At 69.1% G+C, this 17,903-nt stretch carries 15 protein-coding genes and 3 pseudogenes; 9 read left to right on the forward strand and 9 right to left on the reverse strand.

What is annotated here, in order from left to right; genetic code table 11:
* Positions 1–82 precede the first annotated feature (82 nt).
* The 4 genes from ACH4E8_RS26660 (at position 83) to ACH4E8_RS26675 (ending at position 4,235) form a co-directional block, all read left to right on the forward strand.
* The gene (locus tag ACH4E8_RS26660; RefSeq protein ID WP_398452610.1) at positions 83–598 is read left to right on the forward strand and encodes a hypothetical protein; all 516 of its coding nucleotides are present in this window, start codon (positions 83–85) and stop codon (positions 596–598) included.
* Positions 598–2,874: a DUF6571 family protein gene (locus ACH4E8_RS26665; protein WP_398452613.1), complete on the forward strand. Its 2,277-nt coding sequence runs from the start codon at positions 598–600 to the stop codon at positions 2,872–2,874. Before ACH4E8_RS26660 ends, ACH4E8_RS26665 begins: the two co-directional genes overlap by 1 nt.
* A gap of 2 nt (positions 2,875–2,876) precedes the next feature.
* Positions 2,877–3,506, forward strand: coding sequence for a hypothetical protein (locus ACH4E8_RS26670; protein ID WP_398452615.1), 630 nt, complete (start codon positions 2,877–2,879; stop codon positions 3,504–3,506).
* A 105-nt stretch (positions 3,507–3,611) separates the two neighbouring features.
* The gene (locus ACH4E8_RS26675) at positions 3,612–4,235 is read left to right on the forward strand and encodes a hypothetical protein (protein ID WP_398452618.1); all 624 of its coding nucleotides are present in this window, start codon (positions 3,612–3,614) and stop codon (positions 4,233–4,235) included.
* Between the two features lie 54 nt (positions 4,236–4,289).
* Here ACH4E8_RS26675 and murJ read toward each other — a convergent pair whose 3' ends face one another.
* Complete coding sequence (gene murJ / locus ACH4E8_RS26680) at positions 4,290–5,927, reverse strand: murein biosynthesis integral membrane protein MurJ (RefSeq protein ID WP_398453001.1); 1,638 nt, start codon at positions 5,925–5,927, stop codon at positions 4,290–4,292.
* Between the two features lie 539 nt (positions 5,928–6,466).
* On the opposite strand from murJ, the gene ACH4E8_RS26685 reads away from it, so the two are divergent.
* Positions 6,467–7,675, forward strand: coding sequence for an Ig-like domain-containing protein (locus ACH4E8_RS26685; RefSeq protein WP_398453004.1), 1,209 nt, complete (start codon positions 6,467–6,469; stop codon positions 7,673–7,675).
* 113 nt (positions 7,676–7,788) lie between these two features.
* Here ACH4E8_RS26685 and ACH4E8_RS26690 read toward each other — a convergent pair whose 3' ends face one another.
* A complete protein-coding gene (locus ACH4E8_RS26690; protein WP_398452620.1) occupies positions 7,789–8,124 on the reverse strand; it encodes a tetratricopeptide repeat protein in 336 nt (111 codons plus the stop codon).
* 134 nt (positions 8,125–8,258) lie between these two features.
* Here ACH4E8_RS26690 and ACH4E8_RS26695 point away from each other — a divergent pair, with 134 nt between their 5' ends.
* Positions 8,259–9,224 carry a pirin family protein gene (locus ACH4E8_RS26695; RefSeq protein ID WP_398452622.1) on the forward strand — a complete coding sequence of 322 codons (966 nt, stop codon included), beginning with the start codon at positions 8,259–8,261 and terminating at the stop codon, positions 9,222–9,224.
* 431 nt (positions 9,225–9,655) lie between these two features.
* Here the strand turns inward: ACH4E8_RS26695 and ACH4E8_RS26700 are convergent.
* Together ACH4E8_RS26700 and ACH4E8_RS26705 are read right to left on the reverse strand one after the other, a co-directional pair.
* A pseudogene (locus ACH4E8_RS26700) lies at positions 9,656–9,817 on the reverse strand (glycerol-3-phosphate dehydrogenase); the annotation flags it as partial.
* Positions 9,815–9,943, reverse strand: a pseudogene (locus ACH4E8_RS26705) (2-dehydropantoate 2-reductase N-terminal domain-containing protein); the annotation flags it as partial. The pseudogenes ACH4E8_RS26700 and ACH4E8_RS26705, both read right to left, overlap by 3 nt.
* A gap of 62 nt (positions 9,944–10,005) precedes the next feature.
* Between ACH4E8_RS26705 and ACH4E8_RS26710 the strand changes: the two are divergent.
* Positions 10,006–10,431 carry a hypothetical protein gene (locus tag ACH4E8_RS26710; protein ID WP_398452624.1) on the forward strand — a complete coding sequence of 142 codons (426 nt, stop codon included), beginning with the start codon at positions 10,006–10,008 and terminating at the stop codon, positions 10,429–10,431.
* Positions 10,432–10,514: 83 nt separating this feature from the next.
* On the opposite strand, the gene ACH4E8_RS26715 is transcribed toward ACH4E8_RS26710, so the two are convergent.
* Complete coding sequence (locus tag ACH4E8_RS26715; protein WP_398452626.1) at positions 10,515–10,886, reverse strand: MerR family transcriptional regulator; 372 nt, start codon at positions 10,884–10,886, stop codon at positions 10,515–10,517.
* A 68-nt stretch (positions 10,887–10,954) separates the two neighbouring features.
* Here ACH4E8_RS26715 and ACH4E8_RS26720 point away from each other — a divergent pair, with 68 nt between their 5' ends.
* Complete coding sequence (locus ACH4E8_RS26720) at positions 10,955–12,184, forward strand: MFS transporter (protein WP_398452628.1); 1,230 nt, start codon at positions 10,955–10,957, stop codon at positions 12,182–12,184.
* A gap of 129 nt (positions 12,185–12,313) precedes the next feature.
* Here the strand turns inward: ACH4E8_RS26720 and ACH4E8_RS26725 are convergent, their stop codons facing one another.
* Complete coding sequence (locus ACH4E8_RS26725) at positions 12,314–14,563, reverse strand: hypothetical protein (protein ID WP_398452631.1); 2,250 nt, start codon at positions 14,561–14,563, stop codon at positions 12,314–12,316.
* A gap of 472 nt (positions 14,564–15,035) precedes the next feature.
* Positions 15,036–15,716, reverse strand: a complete 681-nt coding sequence (locus ACH4E8_RS26730; RefSeq protein ID WP_398452633.1) for a hypothetical protein — start codon at positions 15,714–15,716, stop codon at positions 15,036–15,038.
* 35 nt (positions 15,717–15,751) lie between these two features.
* Between ACH4E8_RS26730 and ACH4E8_RS26735 the strand changes: the two genes are divergently transcribed.
* A complete protein-coding gene (locus ACH4E8_RS26735) occupies positions 15,752–16,375 on the forward strand; it encodes a zinc-ribbon domain-containing protein (RefSeq protein WP_398452635.1) in 624 nt (207 codons plus the stop codon).
* Here ACH4E8_RS26735 and ACH4E8_RS26740 read toward each other — a convergent pair.
* Positions 16,368–17,432 (reverse strand): annotated as a pseudogene (locus tag ACH4E8_RS26740) (IS110 family transposase); the annotation flags it as partial. The gene ACH4E8_RS26735 and the pseudogene ACH4E8_RS26740 sit on opposite strands and share 8 nt — an antisense overlap.
* The gene (locus tag ACH4E8_RS26745) at positions 17,390–17,674 is read right to left on the reverse strand and encodes a transposase (protein ID WP_398452637.1); all 285 of its coding nucleotides are present in this window, start codon (positions 17,672–17,674) and stop codon (positions 17,390–17,392) included. The pseudogene ACH4E8_RS26740 and the gene ACH4E8_RS26745, both read right to left, overlap by 43 nt.
* Between the last annotated feature and the right edge of the window lie 229 nt (positions 17,675–17,903).

The raw sequence follows: 17,903 nt of genomic DNA on the forward strand, positions 1-17,903 counted from the left end.
GCGCGCCCGGCGAGGGGCGGGAAATGGCCGAAAGGGGCCCGCCGGCCGCACAGCGCACCACCAACGGGGAGGAGGTCCCGCCATGGCGTGGGACGAATGGGAACAGCTGAAGTCGGACGCTGCGGAGCGGCAGTCGACCCAGATGCAGTTGAACCGGGTGCCCGACGAGCCGGGCGACGGCAAGTCGCTGGCCACGAACAGCCAGGGCGACCTCAAGGTCGACCAGCAGCACCTGGCCAAGGTGGGGGACCACGCGTACAAGCTCTACAACCGGCTGTGGAACGAAGCGCGCGTCCACGAGCGGAACACGGACGGCGCCGGCACCGACCTCACGACGCAGGGCTTCGAGCTGGGCGGCGCCCTGTCCCACGTCAGCATCAAGTGGGCCTCCTCCCTCGCGGACCTGATGGACGCCTGTGCGCACATCTCGAACCACATGGACTTCACGAAGAACGCGCACGCCGGCGACGAGACGTTCATCGAGCGCCGCATGAGCAGCATCACCGCGTTGGAGTCCGGCTTCGACGAGCGCGCGGGCGCCCCGGGCAAGCGCAACGACGTCTACGGCGAGGACGAGAAGAAGAAGGACGACAAGTAATGGACTTCGACACTCTCCTGCACGCCAACTTCGGCAAGCTCGACGCGGCCGTCTCGGACTGGAACACCCTCGTCGGCAATCTGGAGAAGCTGGACACGGACGCCAAGGACGGGCTCAAGAAGACCGCCTTCGGCGGCGACTGGCGGGGCGTGAACTCGGACGTCACGCGCAAGTTCATCAGCAAGACCGTCGGGGAGTTCGCGGACGCCCACACCCAGGCCGACTCCATCCGCAACATCCTCCGCGACACCGCCAGTGAGCTGCGCACCTTCAAGGGCGATCTGACCGAGGCGATATCCAACGCCCAGAACCGGAACATCTCCGTCCGCCCGAACGGGACGGGTTTCATCGTCCGGGCCGTCGACGGCGACGCCGGCAAGGACGTGAAGCAGGGCGACGTCGACTCGGTGCGCGACCAGATCAAGGGCATCCTCGACAAGGCCAGCGAGAGCGACAGCACCGCGGCACGGGTGCTGCGGTCGCTGGTCGACCAGGCGGACAAGGGCTTCGGCGACGCCTCGTACAAGGACCGCGACCAGGCGGCGGACGCCGTGAAGACGGCCGAGGACCTCGCGGAGCTGGCGAAGAAGGACCCCAGCAAGCTCACCGTCGAGGAGTTCGACCGCCTCAACGCCGGGCTCGCCAAGTACAACAAGGACGACCTCTTCGCCGAGGCGTTCGCGCAGAAGCTCGGCGCCCAGGGCACCCTCGACTTCTGGGCGAAACTCAACGACGCGAACGCACGCGACTTCCCCATGGACGGGAAGCGGCTGGACCAGTACTCGGAGCTGCAGAAGAACCTCAGCCTGACCCTGGCCAACGCCACCCAGAGCGCCTCCCCGGAGATGTCCTCCTGGAAGACGGACATGCTGATCGCGGTCGAGAAGCCGGTGAACGGGGTCTCCGGCTACGTGGTGATGAGCAACCTCATGCGCTGGGGCGACTACGACGACGACTTCCTGACGAGCTACGGCTCGGGCATGATGGCCAAGGAGCAGGAGGGCGTCCGCAACGGCCGCAGCCCCGACCAGATCTGGGGCTACAACGGCGGCGGTCTGTGGCCGCACCTGAACTCCACGGGCACCGACCACGGCTTCGACCCGATGACCGGCTACATGAAGGCCCTCTCCAACAGCCCGGACGCCGCGACGCAGTTCTTCAACTCGGAGTTCATCGACAAGGACGCCGACGGCAACCCGTACAAGCGCGACACCGACGGCAACGGCAAGAAGGGCCACGTCGACCTCACGAACTTCCAGTACCTCTTCGAGGAGCGGGACTGGATGCGCGAGCAGGACTCCAAGGGCGACGAGAGCATCTCCGGCAAGAACTACCTGGCCGCCGCGCTGGAAGCCGCGACGACGGGCCACCCGGCCGGCGAACTGCCGACGTCCGAGACGGTCGCCCACTCCAAGGAGCAGGCGGACCTGTACAAGAGCGTCGTCGAATCGGTGTCGAAGAAGCCCGACCTCCTCACCGGCAACGGGTACATGTCGGACAGTTTCGGTCAGATGACGGCGGAGTACATGCCGGACATCAACCGTGCCCTCGCGCCCGAGCAGGAGAGCAAGGCCGATCTGTTCATCGCCCCTGGTGCGGCCTCGGAGCTGAAGGAGAGCGATGTGACGCGCTTCCTCTACACGCTCGGGCGCAACCCCGAGGGCTATGCCGCCGTCACCCTCGGTCAGCACAACTACTCCTCGAACCTCTTCGAGTACCACGCGGCCAATCCGAACACCTTCATCCCGGACGAGAAGGCCCTTAGCGCGTTCGAGCGGGTCGGTGAGGTCTCCGGCGAGGTCCAGGGCATCCTGGGCAGCGGTCGTGCCTACGAGTCGGAACTGCAAGGCGGCGAGCAGGACGCCAAGTACAACGACGCGTTGGACAAGGCCAGCGAGTGGGGTGGCGCGCTGGCTGGCACCGGTATTGGCCTGCTCGTGGCGCCGACCGCCGGGCCCGGTGCCGTCATCGCGGGTGACCTGGCGGGAACCTTCGCCGGAGAGGCCATCAGCGCCATCACCGGCGGAATGAAGAAGGACAGCACGGACGACGTCATCTTCCGCAACGGCAAGGAATGGGACGATACCTCCACGGAGACGTACCGCCTGCTGGAGCGCCAGGCCACCGCGGCGGGCGAGGCCGCCGGGTCCGGCGACATCGCGCGGGAGCGCAAGGTGGCCGCCGCGGCGGAGGACGGTTTCAACAACGCCGGGACGAATGTCGGAAGGTACCTCAACGGCGAGGGGGTCCCCCAAGCCTTGGAGACGAAGAAGTGAACATGCGTAAGAAGCGGGTGACCGCTGGTCTGGCCGTCGCGGCCGTCGTGGTGGGTGGTGGTGTGTACTACGCGGCGGGGGGCCCTCCCTTCGGCGCGGACGCCACCGTCAGCGCGGGCCAGATGTGCAAGCAGGTCGGTCCGGCGGAGGCGGCCGCGGAAGTGCTGAACAAGGCGCTTCCTGCCAGCGGCTCGTACGCGGTGGGCTCGAACACGACGAAGAGTCGTATCGACGACCGTGACGGCTACACCACCTACTGTTCCGTCGACAACGCCGACAAGAGGTCGGTCTTCGACCTGCAAGTCGAGATGCGCCGGTACGACTCAGTGGACGACTGGTTCGCGCACGCCGCGATCGACGAGGACTACCTTCCGAAGGGCGAGGTCCGGAAGTTCGGCCCGGAGGACAGGGGGCGACTCTCTCCCCGGGCCGGAATGTTCCTGCTGCCGTGCGCGTCCAAGGAACAGTCCCCGGGAGGGCAACGCGATCTGCACGTGTCTCTCCGGTTCCCCAAGGGGACCCGCGTCGACAGCACGGATGCTTCGCGTGAGGCTGTGAAGGAGTTGCTGATCGCGACGGTGAAGCAGAGCCACACGGACGCCAAGTGCGATCTGCCCTTGGCTCTGTCCTGACGCGCTGAACGGCGGGTACGGCTCGGGTCTTCTCGGTCCCGAGCCGTACGCAACGCATCGACGATGGTCCCCGATGGGGTTCCTGGAATGAGAAGCGTGACGAGGATGCGCAAGAAGCGCGTGATCACCGGCGCGGCCGTGGCCGCGCTCGTGGCGGGCGGCGGTGTGTACTACGCGGCCGGGGGGCCTCCGTTCGGCAAGGACGGCACCATCAGCGCGGACCAGGTGTGCAGTGACTTCGGGTCGGCCGACGCTGCCGCCGAGCAGTTGAACAAGCTGCTCCCGGCGAGTGAGTCGTACTCGGTGGACTCGAGGAAGAACCTCCGAGTGCAGACCAGGGACGGGTTCACCAGCAGTTGCTTCATCTCCGGCGACGGGAAGCAGGTGCTGTCCCTGGTGTCCGAGTTGCGCAACGGCGAGTCGCTGGACGAGTGGGTCGACCACGTGAGCGTCGGCACGGACTACCTCCCGAAGGAGGAGACGAGGAAGTTCGGCCCGGGGGACCACGGACTGGTCTCCCGCAAGGCCGCTTCGATCCTGGTGCCGTGTGTTTCCGAGAAGCAGGACCCGCGGATGCCACGGAACCTCGGGGTGTCCCTGCGGCTGCGGGAAGGAACCCGGATGGAAGGCGGCGACGCGATACGTGCCGCCGCCAAAGAGTTGGTGACCGCGGCGGCGAAGCAGGCCCACGAGAAGGCCGAGTGCGACGTGCCCTTGGAGCTGTCCTGACGCACGACACGGCGGGCTGACGCCCCGGGGGTACGCCCCGGGGCGTCAGCCCGCTCAGCTTCTGCTCGGTCGCCGACGGAGCTTCCGCGTCGCCCCAGACAGCGCCGCGTCCAACTCCGTCAGCTTCAGCGGCCGGGCGAGCAGCGCGAAGAGCAGTCCTATGACGGCCGCACCGGCGATGGCCGCGGCCACCGGGCCCGCAGCGGATGCCGCCCGGGTCGTCAGATGGCCCAGTGCGGTCGCCGGCACCGCCGCCAGCAGCAGGCGGAACAGGGCTGCCGCCGAGGCGGAGTGCACCATCGGCTTGTGGCGCCAGGGGCGGGGGCGGCCGGAGTGCTTGCCGCGCACGTCGCCGTGGCGCGGCACGAGACGGCGCCGCAGCACCAGTGCCGTCGCCATCCACCCCACGGCGAGCGCCACCGAGTACGCCCCGGCCATGCCCGTGACCGCCCAGCGCGCCGGCAGCACCGCGTACGCCACCACCGCCAGCCCCGCGTTGAGCGCGACGATCACCAAGTTGAGCAGGAAGGGCGTACGGGTGTCCGACAGCGCGTAGAACGCGCGGGACAGCACGTACTGGCCCGAGAAGGCGACCAGTCCGGGGGCGAACGCCATGAGGATGCCCGCCATCAGCACCACGTCGTCGGGGTCGGTCTGCCCGTACCCGTACACCACCGCCATCACCGGCTGCGCCAGCGCGAGCAGCGCGCAGGCCGCGGGGACGATGAGGGCGCCGCTGGTCCGCAGGGCGTACGACACGTCGCGACGCACTGCCAGCGGGTCGCCGTCGGCCGCGGCCCGGCTCATCCGCGGCAACAGCGCCGTGACCAGGGAGACGGTGATGATGCCGTGCGGCACTGCCCACAGGGTGTACGCGTTGTTGTACGCGCTGAAGCCCGCGCCGCCGTCGATGCCCAGCGCCGACGCCCGCGCGCCGGCCTTCGTCGCCAGCCGGGTGACCACCCAGTACGCGGCCTGGTTGGAGAGCACCAGCAGCACCAGCCAGCCCGCCGAGCGCAGCGGCCGGGTCAGCCCGCTGCCGCGCCAGTCGAAGCGGGGGCGCCAGCGGAAGCCGGCCCGGCGCAGGGCGGGGGCGAGCGCCAGGGCCTGCACCGCGATGCCCGCGGTCGTGCCCGCGCCCAGGAGCGTCGTCTCCGCGTCGGTGAGGGTGCTCCCGCCGTTCGCCGCCGTCCCCAGGTAGAGGCCGAACACCGCGATGACGACCACGTTGTTCAGGACCGGCGTCCACATCATGGCGCCGAACCGGCCGCGGGCGTTGAGCACCTGGCCGAGGATGGTGAACAGCCCGAGGAAGAAGATCTGCGGCAGGCAGTAGCGCGCGAAGGCGACCGTCATCTCGGCCTGTTGGCCGCTGTAGCCGGTGTACGCCTCGACGATGGCGGGGGCCGCCCACACCGCGGCCGCGGCGAGCGCCAGCAGCGCCACCGTGCAGACGGTCAACAACCGGTCGGTGTACGCGGCTCCGCCGTCCTCGTGCTCCTTGGCGGCGCGCACCAACTCCGGCACGAAGACGGCGTTGAGCGCGCCTCCGACCAGCAGCATGTAGACGATGGTGGGGACGGCGTTCGCGACGGCGTACCCGTCCGCCGTCATGCCGATGCCGAGCGCCGCGGCGACGACCGAGGCGCGTACGAACCCGGTCGCCCGGGACACGAGGGAGCCGGCCGCCATGATGGCGCCGCTCCGGGCTACTGAGGAGCCGGGCTGCGGACCGCCGCCCTTCGCGGCCACGCCTTCCGCGCGTTCCGCGCCTGCGCCCGCCGTTCCGTCGCCTTCCGTTGTCGCGTCGTCCGTTACGTCGTCGCTGTCGTCCCGACCCGGCCCCCGCTGCGCCGGCACTGTCGCAGTCGTCGGCGTCCCGGACGGGCCGGGCGTTCCCGAAGCGGTGTGTCGTCGGCGATTCCGCCCAAAGGTCTTCCCCATGTCCCCAGATGTCCCCAGCGTTTCCACGAGACGCCCCCGGCGCCGGACTTGCAACAGAGCAGCCGTACGAACGATCCACGGGGCGAGTGTGGAGAGTACCGCGCACCGTTCGAGCCCCGACGCACCGCCCGGCGAGCAGTGAATGTGACGGAATGATGACCGTTTTTCATCAGTGCCTGTTACACAGCCATTACGGCCTTCACCTGCGCTTTTTCGGCATTAGAGTCACGGATGTCCGCTGGTTCCGCACACTTACCGACTTCTGACGGAGGTCTCCGTTGCGCCCGATATCCGCGCGCCCCGTACGTCACCGCTCCGCGCGCCTCGCGGTTGCGGCTGCCGTACTCGCCCCGCTCGCGCTCACCGCCTGTTCCTCGGACGACTCCGCGACGGCGTCGGACGGGAAGGCGAAGGGGGTCAAGGACGGCGGCAAGCCCGCCACCGTGACGGTGACGCCCAGCGGACAGCAGGTCAAGCCGGGTGAGCCGGTGCGCGTCACCGCCCAGGGCGGCAGCCTCGCTTCGGTGACCGTGACCGACGGCAAGGGCGCGACGCTGAAGGGCAAGCTGTCGGAGCAGAACACGGTGTGGACCTCGGACCGCAAGGCTGCGCCCGGCAGCACCTACCAGGTGACCGCGGAGACGAAGACCGAGGGCGGCACGGCGGACACCCAGAAGGCGTCGTTCACCACGGCGAAGGCGGAGAAGGTCAACAAGGTCAACTGGTGGCCGGGGGACAAGACCACCGTCGGCATCGGCCAGCCGATCTCCCTCGTCTTCGACGAACCCGTCAAGAACAAGGCCGAGGTGGAGAAGCAGCTCAAGGTCACCACGTCCAACAACACCGAGGGCTCCTGGGGTTGGATCAAGGACTGGACCGGCAAGGACCGGGTGGACTGGCGGCCCAAGGAGTACTGGAAGCCCGGCACCAAGGTCACCGTCAACGCCGAGCTGAACGGCACCGACTCCGGCCCCGGGGGCGGCTGGTTCGTCCGCGACTACCCCGTCTCCTTCACCATCGGCTCGCAGCAGGTCGTCAAGGTCGACCTGGACAACAAGAAGCTGACGCTGGAGCGCGACGGCAAGCAGGTCCGCACCATCCCGGTCTCCGGCGGCACGCCCGGCGGCGAGAAGCGCTCCTGGCGGGGCACCACGGTGCTCATGTCCAAGGAGGGCACCATCAACATGAACTCCGAGACCGTCGGACTCGGCGACGCGTACAACAAGATGGTCGACTACTCGATGCGGCTGACCTGGTCCGGGATGTACGCGCACGCCGCGCCCTGGAACGCGTCCTACTTCGGCCGTGCGAACAAGAGCTCCGGCTGCATAGGCATGAGCACCGGCGAGGCGTCGTCCTTCTACAAGCAGGTCCAGGTCGGCGATCCCTTCGTGATCACCGGCAAGGACACCAAGGGCGTGCCCGACCTCGGCAACGGGTTCAGCAACTGGAACCTGTCGTGGGAGGAGTGGCAGAAGCTGAGCGCCGTGCGCTGAGGCTCCGCGCCACGACGCACGCGAGCGGACGCCGCACCGAAGGCACTGGCCTTCGGTGCGGCGTCCTTACTGTCAGGGCGTCCCCGCCCGATCGCGCCGGCGGGCGGCCCGGCTCACTCCGCGGTCATCACCGCGGCGAGCCGCAGGTGCGGCGCGGCCTCCGCCGGGCGCCCCTGGCGCTCCAGCGTGCGGCCGAGCATCAGGTGCGCGTAGGACTCGACGGGGTCGAGCTCCAGCACGCTCCGCAGCTCACCCTCGGCCCGGCCGAGCTGGGCGGAGTGGTAGTAGGCGCGGGCGAGCAGCAGCCGCTGCGCCACCTGCCCCGGCGCCTCCTCGACCAGCCCGCGCAGGATGCGCGCGGCCGTCAGGTACTCCTTGGCGTCGAAGAACAACTGCGCACGGTCCCACCGCTCGGCGGCGGTGCCGAACTCGTAGTAGGTCTCGCTCACTGGTCCTCCTTCGCTCGGGCCGTCCTGCTCGGGCCTTCGTGTGGCATCAACGGAGGATGGTAGTTGAATATTCCACTACGCTTCGAAGCGTGGGGAGTGCCCGCCGAGAGCCCCACGGGAATAGGTTGACTGCCATGAGCAATCTCGATCGTCAGGCCGCCCTCTCCGTCTGCGGCGGCCGCGGCTTCGTCGTCGCCGAGCCCGTGCGCGAGCTCCTCAGTCCGCGCCGCGTCCCGCTCGGCGAGTCCACCGAGGTCCGCCGGCTGCTGCCGAACCTCGGCCGCCGGATGGTGGGCGCCTGGGCCTTCGTCGACCACTACGGCCCCGACGACATCGCCGACGAGCCCGGCATGCAGGTGCCGCCCCATCCCCACATGGGACTCCAGACCGTGAGCTGGCTCCACGAGGGCGAGGTGCTGCACCGCGACAGCACCGGCAGCCTCGCCACGATCCGCCCCCGCGAGCTGGGCCTGATGACCTCGGGCCGGGCGATCAGCCACTCCGAGGAGAGCCCCCGCTCCCACGCGCGCTTCCTGCACGGCGCCCAACTGTGGGTGGCGCTCCCCGACGCCCACCGCCACGTGGAGCCGCACTTCCAGCACCACTCCGACCTGCCCACGGTCACCGCACCGGGCCTCACCGCCACGGTCATCCTCGGCTCGCTCGACGGGGCGACCTCGCCCGGCACGACGTACACGCCCATCGTCGGAGCGGACCTCGCCCTGGCGCGGGGAACGGACACGGCGATCCCGCTCGACCCCGATTTCGAGTACGCCGTGCTATCGATGTCCGGCGAGGCGCACGTCGACGGCGTACCGGTCCTGCCGGGCTCCATGCTGTACCTCGGCTGCGGCCGCGCCGCCCTCCCGATCCGCGCCGAGTCCGACGCGGGCCTGATGCTCCTGGGCGGCGAGCCCTTCGAGGAGGAGCTGATCATGTTCTGGAACTGGATCGGCCGCTCGCAGGAGGAGATCGTGCAGGCGCGCCAGGACTGGATGACGGGCACTCGCTTCGGCGAGGTGAAGGGCTACGACGGCGATCCCCTGCCCGCTCCGGAACTCCCCCCGGGGACGCTGAAGAAGCGCGGACGAGTGCGCTGAGCTGGGGTTTTGCGAGGGGGAGCGGGTGCGTGATCCGGCCGGCCGGTGTGGCGCCGGGGGAGTGGGTGCGATGTGTCGACCGTGCCCCCGTCACCCCGTCACCCCGTCCGCCCGGGGCGGGTCCTTCCCTACTTTGGTCTTCTGTGGTCGAGTCAGGTGTACCCAATGCTGACTTTGGTGACGGGTTGTCAGGTCATGGGCTTCTGTCCGCACCTCTGCTTCCCGTCGACGGCGCCCGACGTGGCGGGGGAACAGCTCGTCCGAGCCGCGAGGCGGACGGTCGGTTGAGAAGAGGTGACGAGACCTGCGGAAGCAGGCTCCTACGCGATTGTGGAAGACCTACAAACGATCCAACGGCGAGCCGTGACCAGGGGATGCACACAGCGGGTCTTCCACACGGGCAAACGGATCAGTTGGCTTCGGGAGGCTGATCAGTGCTCGGCTTTCGCGGTTCGGGACATCAGTTCCTTGACGGCGCTCTGGGGGGAGATGCCGTCGTGGATGATGCGGGACATCGTCTCGACGATGGGCATGTCGACGTGGTGGCGCCGGGCGAGGCCGAGCACGGATGTGCAGGAGGTGACGCCCTCGGCGGGGATCGCGTCGACCAGTTCGGGTCGGCGTGCCCACAGGGTGACGTCGCATCCGGCGTCGGCGAGGATCAGCGCGAACGCCGTGCCCCAGGATCCTGATCCGAAGACGGCAACACGCGTTGGCACCGGATAGCTCCCGTTCCGTTGGTTGTCTGATCACGTCGTAGCGTGACGCCCAGGGGCACCCGGTGCGGCCGCGGGTGAACTTCCGCGGCGAGCTGGTGTTCGTCCGAGCGTTCTACCAGGACATCGCCCGCTGGGCCGCCGACGACCCGGCGCGGTGGGCGCCCTGGGTGGCGCCGTGCCCGATCAAGGCGAACGAGTGCGCGACGAAGAAGTCCCGCTCCGGGGTGAAGTTCCGAGTGGACCAGCGGCCCCGGACCCAGCTGCTACTGCTGCCCGCCTTGCTTTGCGCCGTCGACCGGCAGCACAAGGACGCCGAGGTTCGCATCGCCGCGGCTCGCGCGACGCCCGCCGGTGGACGGTTCCTCGTTGCCGAGGAGGAGTTCGAGCGCTGCGGGTCCGGGCAGGTCCGCCGCGTCTACGTCACCGAGGTGGCCACCGGCACGCGGTGGAACCTGACCCACGAGGAGGAGGCTGCGTCCGTCGGATAGGCACGTCGGCCAGCCATCCCCACCTCCCCTACGTGCAGGAACTACCAAGTCGCCTGCCCTGAACAGGGCTTCTCAGACAGCCACTAGGAGGATCGGATATCGCGGCGTACGGCGTCGAGGTAGTCGGTGACGGCTCGGTGGTTCTTGGTGAGGCATTCGATTTTTTCGGCCATGCGGTCGCGTTCGTGTTCGAGCGTTGCGACCATGTCTGGCGTGACGTAGGGCATGTGGATCGTGCGGGGGGTGTTCAGGCAGGGCAGGATCTGCTTGATGATCCGTGTGGGCAGCCCTGCGTCGAGCAGGCCGCGTACCTGGAGAACCCGGTCAACGACGTACTCCTCATAGTCCCGGTATCCGTTGGGCAGTCGATCTGACGCGATCAGTCCCTGCTCCTCGTAGTAGCGCAGCAACCTCACCGGAGTCCGCGTGCGCGTCGACAACTCACCGATCCGCATATCGCTCTCCTCGCCCTCTGCGGCTGGCGTCGTGTGACTCAGCGGACACCGACTTGACCCTCACACTGATGTCACCCTTCGATCATAAGGCCATGACACGAACACATGCTGTGGCATCTCCCTCGATAACGAACGCCCGGCTCCCACTGGCGGGTCTTCTGGCCTTGGCCGCCACCGGGTTCATCACGCTCCTGACCGAGACGATGCCAGCCGGGCTGCTTCCCGGGATGAGCCGAGACCTGGGTGTGAGCGAGAGTGCTGCCGGGCAGAGCGTCACCGTCTTCGCGATCGGGGCGATCCTCGCCGCGATCCCGCTCACCAAGGCGACGATCGGCTGGCCGCGCCGACACTTGCTGCTGGTGGCGATCGCAGGATTCGCGATCGCCAACACCGTCACCGCGCTCTCCGAGAGCTTCGCACTCACGCTAGCCGCCCGGTGCCTCGGCGGCATCGTCGGCGGGTTGCTCTGGGCGCTGTTGGCCGGGTACGCGGTACGGATGGTTCCCTCACATCAGCGCGGCAAGGCAATGGCGATCGCGATGGGGGGCGCAATCGTTGCCCTGTCCGTCGGAGTTCCTGCTGCGGCGTTTCTGGCCAAGCTCGTCGAGTGGCGATACGCGTTCGGGATCATGACAGTCCTCACGCTCGCGTTGATCGTGTGGGTCGTCGCGGCGGTGCCGAACTTCTCCGGACAGCCCAAGGGCTCGCGGCTCCCGCTCACCCGTACCTTCCGCATTCCCGGCGTAGCGCCCGTGCTCTTCGTGACCCTCACGTTCGTGCTCGCCCACAGCATGCTCTACACCTACATCGCCCCGTTCCTCAAGCCGCTGGGCATGGCAGGTCAAGTCGACGCCGTGCTGCTCACCTTCGGTCTGGTGTCGCTGGTGAGCATCTGGATCGCCGGAGCGCTCGTCCATCGGCACCTGCGCCTCCTCATGATCCTCGCGTGTGTGCTCTTCGCGACATGCGCGCTGCTGCTCGGCATCTTCTCCGGCGTGCCTTCACTCGTCTACGCCAGCGCAGCGCTCTGGGGGCTCGCGTTCGGCGGCACCTCTACCCTGTTGCAGACCGCAGTCGCCGAAGCAGCAGGCGACGCCGGCGATGTCGCCCAAGCACTCCTCACCACCGGATGGAACGTCGGAATCGCCGGTAGTGGCATCATCGGAGGCATCGTCCTCAGCGGATTGGGTGCATCCTGGCTGAGTTGGGTCACGCTCGCACTGCTCGTCCCTGCACTCGCCACGGTGCTCGCGGCCCACAAACACGGGTTCACCAAGGGAGAGCTCGGCAGCCGCTAAACCACCGCTGCCCCTGACTGAGACACGGGAGTAAAACCCAGTGGATCGCTCATGGGCCCGGCCCGCCGTTTGTCGTAGGGCTGGGGCCGTGGCGTTTGGGGGGAGCGGGGTTGGGTGCGCCGGAGGGGGTCAGGGGACCTGTGGAGGGTTGGGGTGGTCGCTGAGCCAGTGCTGGAGTTCCCGGTGCCGGTACTGATACGCCGCCCCGCTGTACCGCAGCAGTCCCGCTTTCACCGCCCAGTCCAGGAACCGGCCGAGCCGGAACGGCAGGCGCCCGCGTGACCAGAGCAGGAACACGAGGTACCGCCGCGAAGCGACGCCGCCGAGCGCGGTCATGGACACGAAGATGAGGAGGATCCCGAACATGCTGAAGTCCGGGATCGAGACCTGCGTGCTGAAGTCCCAGACCTTGCCCACGTGCTCGCGCGTGATCGGACTCGTGGCTAGAGATGCGACCGTGAGCACGATCACGAGCGCTCTCACGTCCACGCGTCGGAACGGGGAAGCGAACACGGTGATGGTAATGAGCGCGAGCACTGAAGCGAGCACGACGAGGATGCCCGAGTTCATGACCGCGAACCCGTCTGTGACCTTGCCGGCGCCTGCGCCGGCGGTCCCGAGCGCGATCGCACTCGGAACCCCAATTGCCGTTCCGAGAAGAGCGTCGTTCCTGATGGCGGACCGCCCCCCGGGGCTCGCACCCGGCTCGGTCCTGAACCCGGAGATCGTCACGACCCCGATCACGCCTGCCATCGCGATCGTCGTCCCGAGGTCTCTCCCACCGATGGCATTGCCTCCGATCGCGGCCAGGCACACGCCCGCCAGCCAGCCCGCGAATCCGGGTGTGAGCACGGTCGTCCGGAAAGGCCGGAACGGGAACGTCCAGCGCTGTGGCGCCTCCATGCGGTGGGGGAGGTATCCAGCCGCGGCGGCAACCAATACCCCGAACAGCCAGAGCGCTGGTCCTGATGTGAAGGCGAGGGGGAGGGTGATGAACGCGCCGAGGAGCGCGACCCCCGCCTGGACCCGTTTCCGTCCGGCGACGGGCCACAGTTCGTGCAGGAGCAGGTCGGTGGCCTCCGGGCCCCGGGTGGCCGTGCGCGTTTGGGCCCTGCCCGCTGTGGTGGGGGCGAGGTGCCGGGTGAGGTGGTGGAGCCACCGGTGGACCTGGTCGGCCTCGTATCCGTGAGATGCGACGGCGGTACGGGTGGCGGCGGGGATGTAGCGGGCGAGGAGATGGGAGTCCACCGCCCCGGCGTCGGGAAGCGCGAGGAGTTCGCCGGGGTCGCCGTCGTGGTGGTAGACGGTGGCGGTCAGGCCGAGCCGCCACGGTGTGGACAGCACCCCGGCCAGCATCCCGCCGGGTTCGGCAGCGAGGTGCTCGGTGAGTGGCCGCCATCGCGCCGGGTCCAACGCACGGCCCGTGAGGTAGGCATGTGCGTCCGCGGAGTCGACGGGGTCGATCGAGATACGGGCCGCGTCCACGACCGCGATGTGCGAGGCGAGTGCGTCGTAGTGCCCGGCACGGCAGGTCAGCACCAACGGCCCCGCCGCCCGGCTCCGCTGATACGCGTTCAGCGCCTCCACCACCGCTGTGGCCCGCGGTGCGCGTGGATCGGGCCGGCCACCGGGGCCCGCGGCGTCCATCTCGTCCAGGCCGTCCAGCACCGGTAGCACCAAACCGTGGCGGACCAACCCCTCAGCCATGTACTTCGGCCGGTTGTACGCTTCCACCAGCCACGTCTGGAGCAACTGGGGCAAAGTCTGCCGGTCGGTGTCCCACCGTGACAGCGGAATCCGCACCGGCACGGGATCGTCTTCGGCGCGGCTTTCGACCAGGGCGAGCAGGAGTTCCAGGACGGAGACGGTCTTCCCGGCCCCCGCAGCCCCCGTGACGACCAGCCGCAGCGGCTTCGTCGCACGGTAGAAAGCGGCGATGTCCGGAACCGCTGGCCCTCCAGGCCCATCCGTGAACAAGCGCCCCGCGCCCGGCGCGGCAGCCGACCGGGCCATGCCCGACGGCACGAGGCGGTAGGCGAGGTTGATCTCCTGTACATCGCCCCCGAGCAACTGCCGCCGGACCGCGCCCTCTTCGTTCCTCATGTCCGCGGCCAGCGTCTTCGCCCACCCGCTGACGAGTGCCGCGTCCGCGAACGCGGCCGTATCGGCCTGCGACTGCTTCCACAGCGCGACGACCGCCACCAGTCCCGTCACCACCGTCAGCGCGAGCGCCAACAACCCCGCGGTGTCGGCCGTCTCCAGACCACCGTGGCTGAGCTGCCGTACGACGTACACCGCGCTGGCCACCGCCACCACACCGCACACCACACAGGCCAGCAGCCACACATGCCGCCGTCGGCTCCCTCCGAGTCGCGTCACGTTCCGATCCTCCACCACCCGCCCCCGCCATGCTGTCGCTTCGCGCATTCGTGACGGGACTGACGGAAACCCACCCCCGCCCCTGGACCACTGCAAGCCCGGAGAAGCCGAGCAGGGCAGGAGTGCTGCTCATCGCCATGAACGTGCCCGGCCCGGTACCGCCTCAGCGGAGTTTCGCGCCCAGGACGACACGGGACGCCGGCCCCAGGAACGTCGGCCACGCACTGCCCGCCGGCGGCGGGCCGGCCGGGTGGGCGCTGCCGCCGGTCCCGCACGGCGTCCGGTCTCGCCCTGGCCGCCCTCGCCGCTCCACCCCGATGACACGGTACGAAACGCAGCGCGCGGGAAGCCGGAGCGCTGGGCGGATGCGGCCGCCCGACTCGGCGCCGGTTGGATCTGGCTTCTCACCGCCCACCGGTCGACCCCGACGTCTGGATGGGCCGGTCCGGCTGGTGCCAGGCCAGGGGAGGTCTCAGTGTCTGTGGGCGGTTTCCCAGGCTTCGAGGAGGTTCGGGGGGATGCGTCCTCGCATCGGTACGGCATAGCCGTGCTCGCGGGCCCAGGTGCGGATGACCGCGGCGTCGACGGGGGGCGGGGGAGGAGCATCGACGGGTTCGGTCTTGATCAGCACCGGGTGCGAGGGCGTGAACACCGGCGGGGACTGGAGCAGGCCGACGGGGAACTGCGGCACCTGGATTTGACCGGTGAGGACGGACACGAGGAAGTTGGTGATCGTTCCGTGGTGGGCGTACCAGAGCGGGCCTCGGGCCTCGTTGACGGCGATCTGCCAGCTGTCGGGCTCGCTCGTTGTTTCGGTGATCCAGAGGAGGTACTCGCCGTTGCTGGTCACGCCGCAGGCGAAGAGGTGGTCGGGGTGGTGGGGCACGGGATGGGTGTCGTGGTCGTAGTCCGTGCGCAGTTGGGCGCGGATCCGCTCCGGCATAGGGCCGGTGAGGTTCACGTACTCGGTGGGGCCGTGCGGGTGGTAGAGGGTGAGGTAGTCGCAGAACGTTCCGGGCCCGTACCGTTCGGCGAGGGCCTTGTAGTCGTCGGGCAGGCCCGACCCGACGTCGGCCTCGACCTCGCTCCAGTCGATGGTCATCGGCGGGTTCGGGGGAGGACACAGGCGGATCAGGGCGTCCAGGTCGGTCATTCGATTCCCAGTCGGCGTCGGTTCCGCTGCGCTGCGTGGTCGGGGTGTGGTGGCGCTGCCCGGCCGGGCACGAATGGCAGGAGACTATCTCCAACCGCACCGCGCTGCTGAAGTGGAAGAACGGCGACGTCGCGGCATGCCGTGAGTGCGTCGGCTACACAGTCTCCAACACCTACCCGGAGAGTGGGTGCACCGCGATGGTCACGCCGGAGGCAGCGGCGAAGAAGAGGACGCGCTGCTGGAACTGCTACCAGAAGTGGTACCGGAAGAACGAGGCACGGCTGAAGGCCGAGTTGTCGGCGGTGGTCAAGGCTGCTGCCGGCAGGGCGGGCGAACTCCTGGAGACGGTGCCTCTGCCCGCGCACATGCCCGCGCCGCTGGCGACGGAGTGGCAGCGGTGGGCGTCCAAGCACCTCCAAGGCGCCATCGCCGCTGAAGAGATCCTGGGCAACGAGGGAGCATGCGAGGACATGCTGTCCACGGCTCCGCGATGGGCGCGCGGCCGCTGCGGTCGCAGGAGGACGCTGGGCGGGCCGCGGCCGGCGACGTGGTGCTGCGGTTGCTCGACCCAGCGCACTGAGCGGAAGGCTGGCTCTACGTCCGCGCCGGGGGCGCCACGCGCCCGGCGCTGGGGGGCCTCCATGTCTTTCGTCAACTGAGGTGTGGGGTATTGGGTTCGTAGAAGGTGCCGTCGCGGAGCATTGTGAACAGCACGTTGATCCGCTGGCGGGCCAGGCGGAACAGGGCCTGGGTGTGGGTCTTCCCGCGGGCCCGGCAGCGGTCGTAGTAGGTGCGGGAGGCGGGATCGTGTAGGGCGGCGAAAGCGGACAGGAACGTCGCGCGTTTGAGCTGCCGGTTGCCGCCTCTGGGCGCGTGTTCGCCGTGGATCGAGGTCCCCGAGGACTTGGTCGTCGGGGCGAGGCCGGCGTAGGAGGCGAGGTGGGCGGCGGTGGGGAAGCTGGTGCCGTCGCCGACGGTGACCAGCAAGGTGGCGGCGGTCCTGACCGCGACCCCCGGAATCGAGGTTAGGACCGCGGAAAGAGGGTGAGCCTCCAGCAGTTGCCCGATCTGCGCTTCCAGGGCCCGTCGTTGTTCGTGGACGGCCGCGAGCGAACGGGCCAGGGACGGGATCACGACGTCGAGGGTGCCGGTGCCCGGGACCACGACGGTCTGCTCGTCGAGCGCGTCGAACACCTCGTCGATCAGTCGTTGAGTCATCCGCGGAGCCTTGGGCCGGATCACCTCAACCAGCCTGCGACGACCGGCCTTTCGCAAGCTGGCTGGGGATCCGTGGCGTTCCAGGAGCCAGGTCACCGCGGGGTGGTCCAGGCGTGGGCCGAGGACGCGCTCCAGGCTGGGGTGGAACTGGGTGAGCAGGCCGCGTATCCGATTCGAGGTGCGGGTCGCCTCGGCCGCGAGGTCCTGGTCGAAGCACACCAGCACGGTCAGCTCGGCGGTGATCTCATCGGTCAGTTCCAGCGAGCGCAGGGTGTGCGGCATGGTCCGGGCGGCATCCGCGATCACCGCGGCGTCCTTCGCGTCGGTCTTCGCCTCGCCCGGGTAGAGATCGGCGATCCGCCGCATCGACAGGCCGGGCAGGTAGGCGACCTTGCAGCCGACGTCCCGGGCGACCATCAGGGGCAGGGCTCCGATCGAGGCGGGCTGGTCCACGATCACCCAGCATGGGTGCCGAACTTCACCGTCAGCTTGTCGAAGACGGCCCGCAGCTTCGGCTCGCTGTTGGGCAGCTGCTTGTCGAAGACCTTCTTCCCTGCCGGGGTCAGCCCGTGCCCGTGATGGGCGCTCTTGCCGACGTCCAGACCGAGGAAGACGCCCACGTCGTCGATGTCGTTCAACCCATCCTCCCGAACGGGGTTCGTGCGGCGCTGGCCAAGGCGTCGGCGTCGTATGCGCGCATCCACGTTATGCAGACCTGCCGCCCGCGAGCGGCCAGGCATTGCGCCAGGCCAGGGAGGAAGTCGGGGACCAGGACCACGAGGTCGAAGGCGCCCCGGCCGTGACGGACCTCGTCCCTCAGCGGGGTGCCCTTCCTCTGACCCGGCCCGGCGGCCCCGGTGTGGCAGTCAAAGTTCTGCTCGACCAGGTACCCCGCGCTGGGTGCCGGAGCCGAATGCCAAAGGGGTTTCGAGAACGCGCCGGGTGGCGCGGGCGGTTCCTCGGAGACCC

Origin of the sequence: Streptomyces sp. NPDC017979, assembly GCF_044328175.1 — a bacterium.
Taxonomy (GTDB): domain Bacteria; phylum Actinomycetota; class Actinomycetes; order Streptomycetales; family Streptomycetaceae; genus Streptomyces.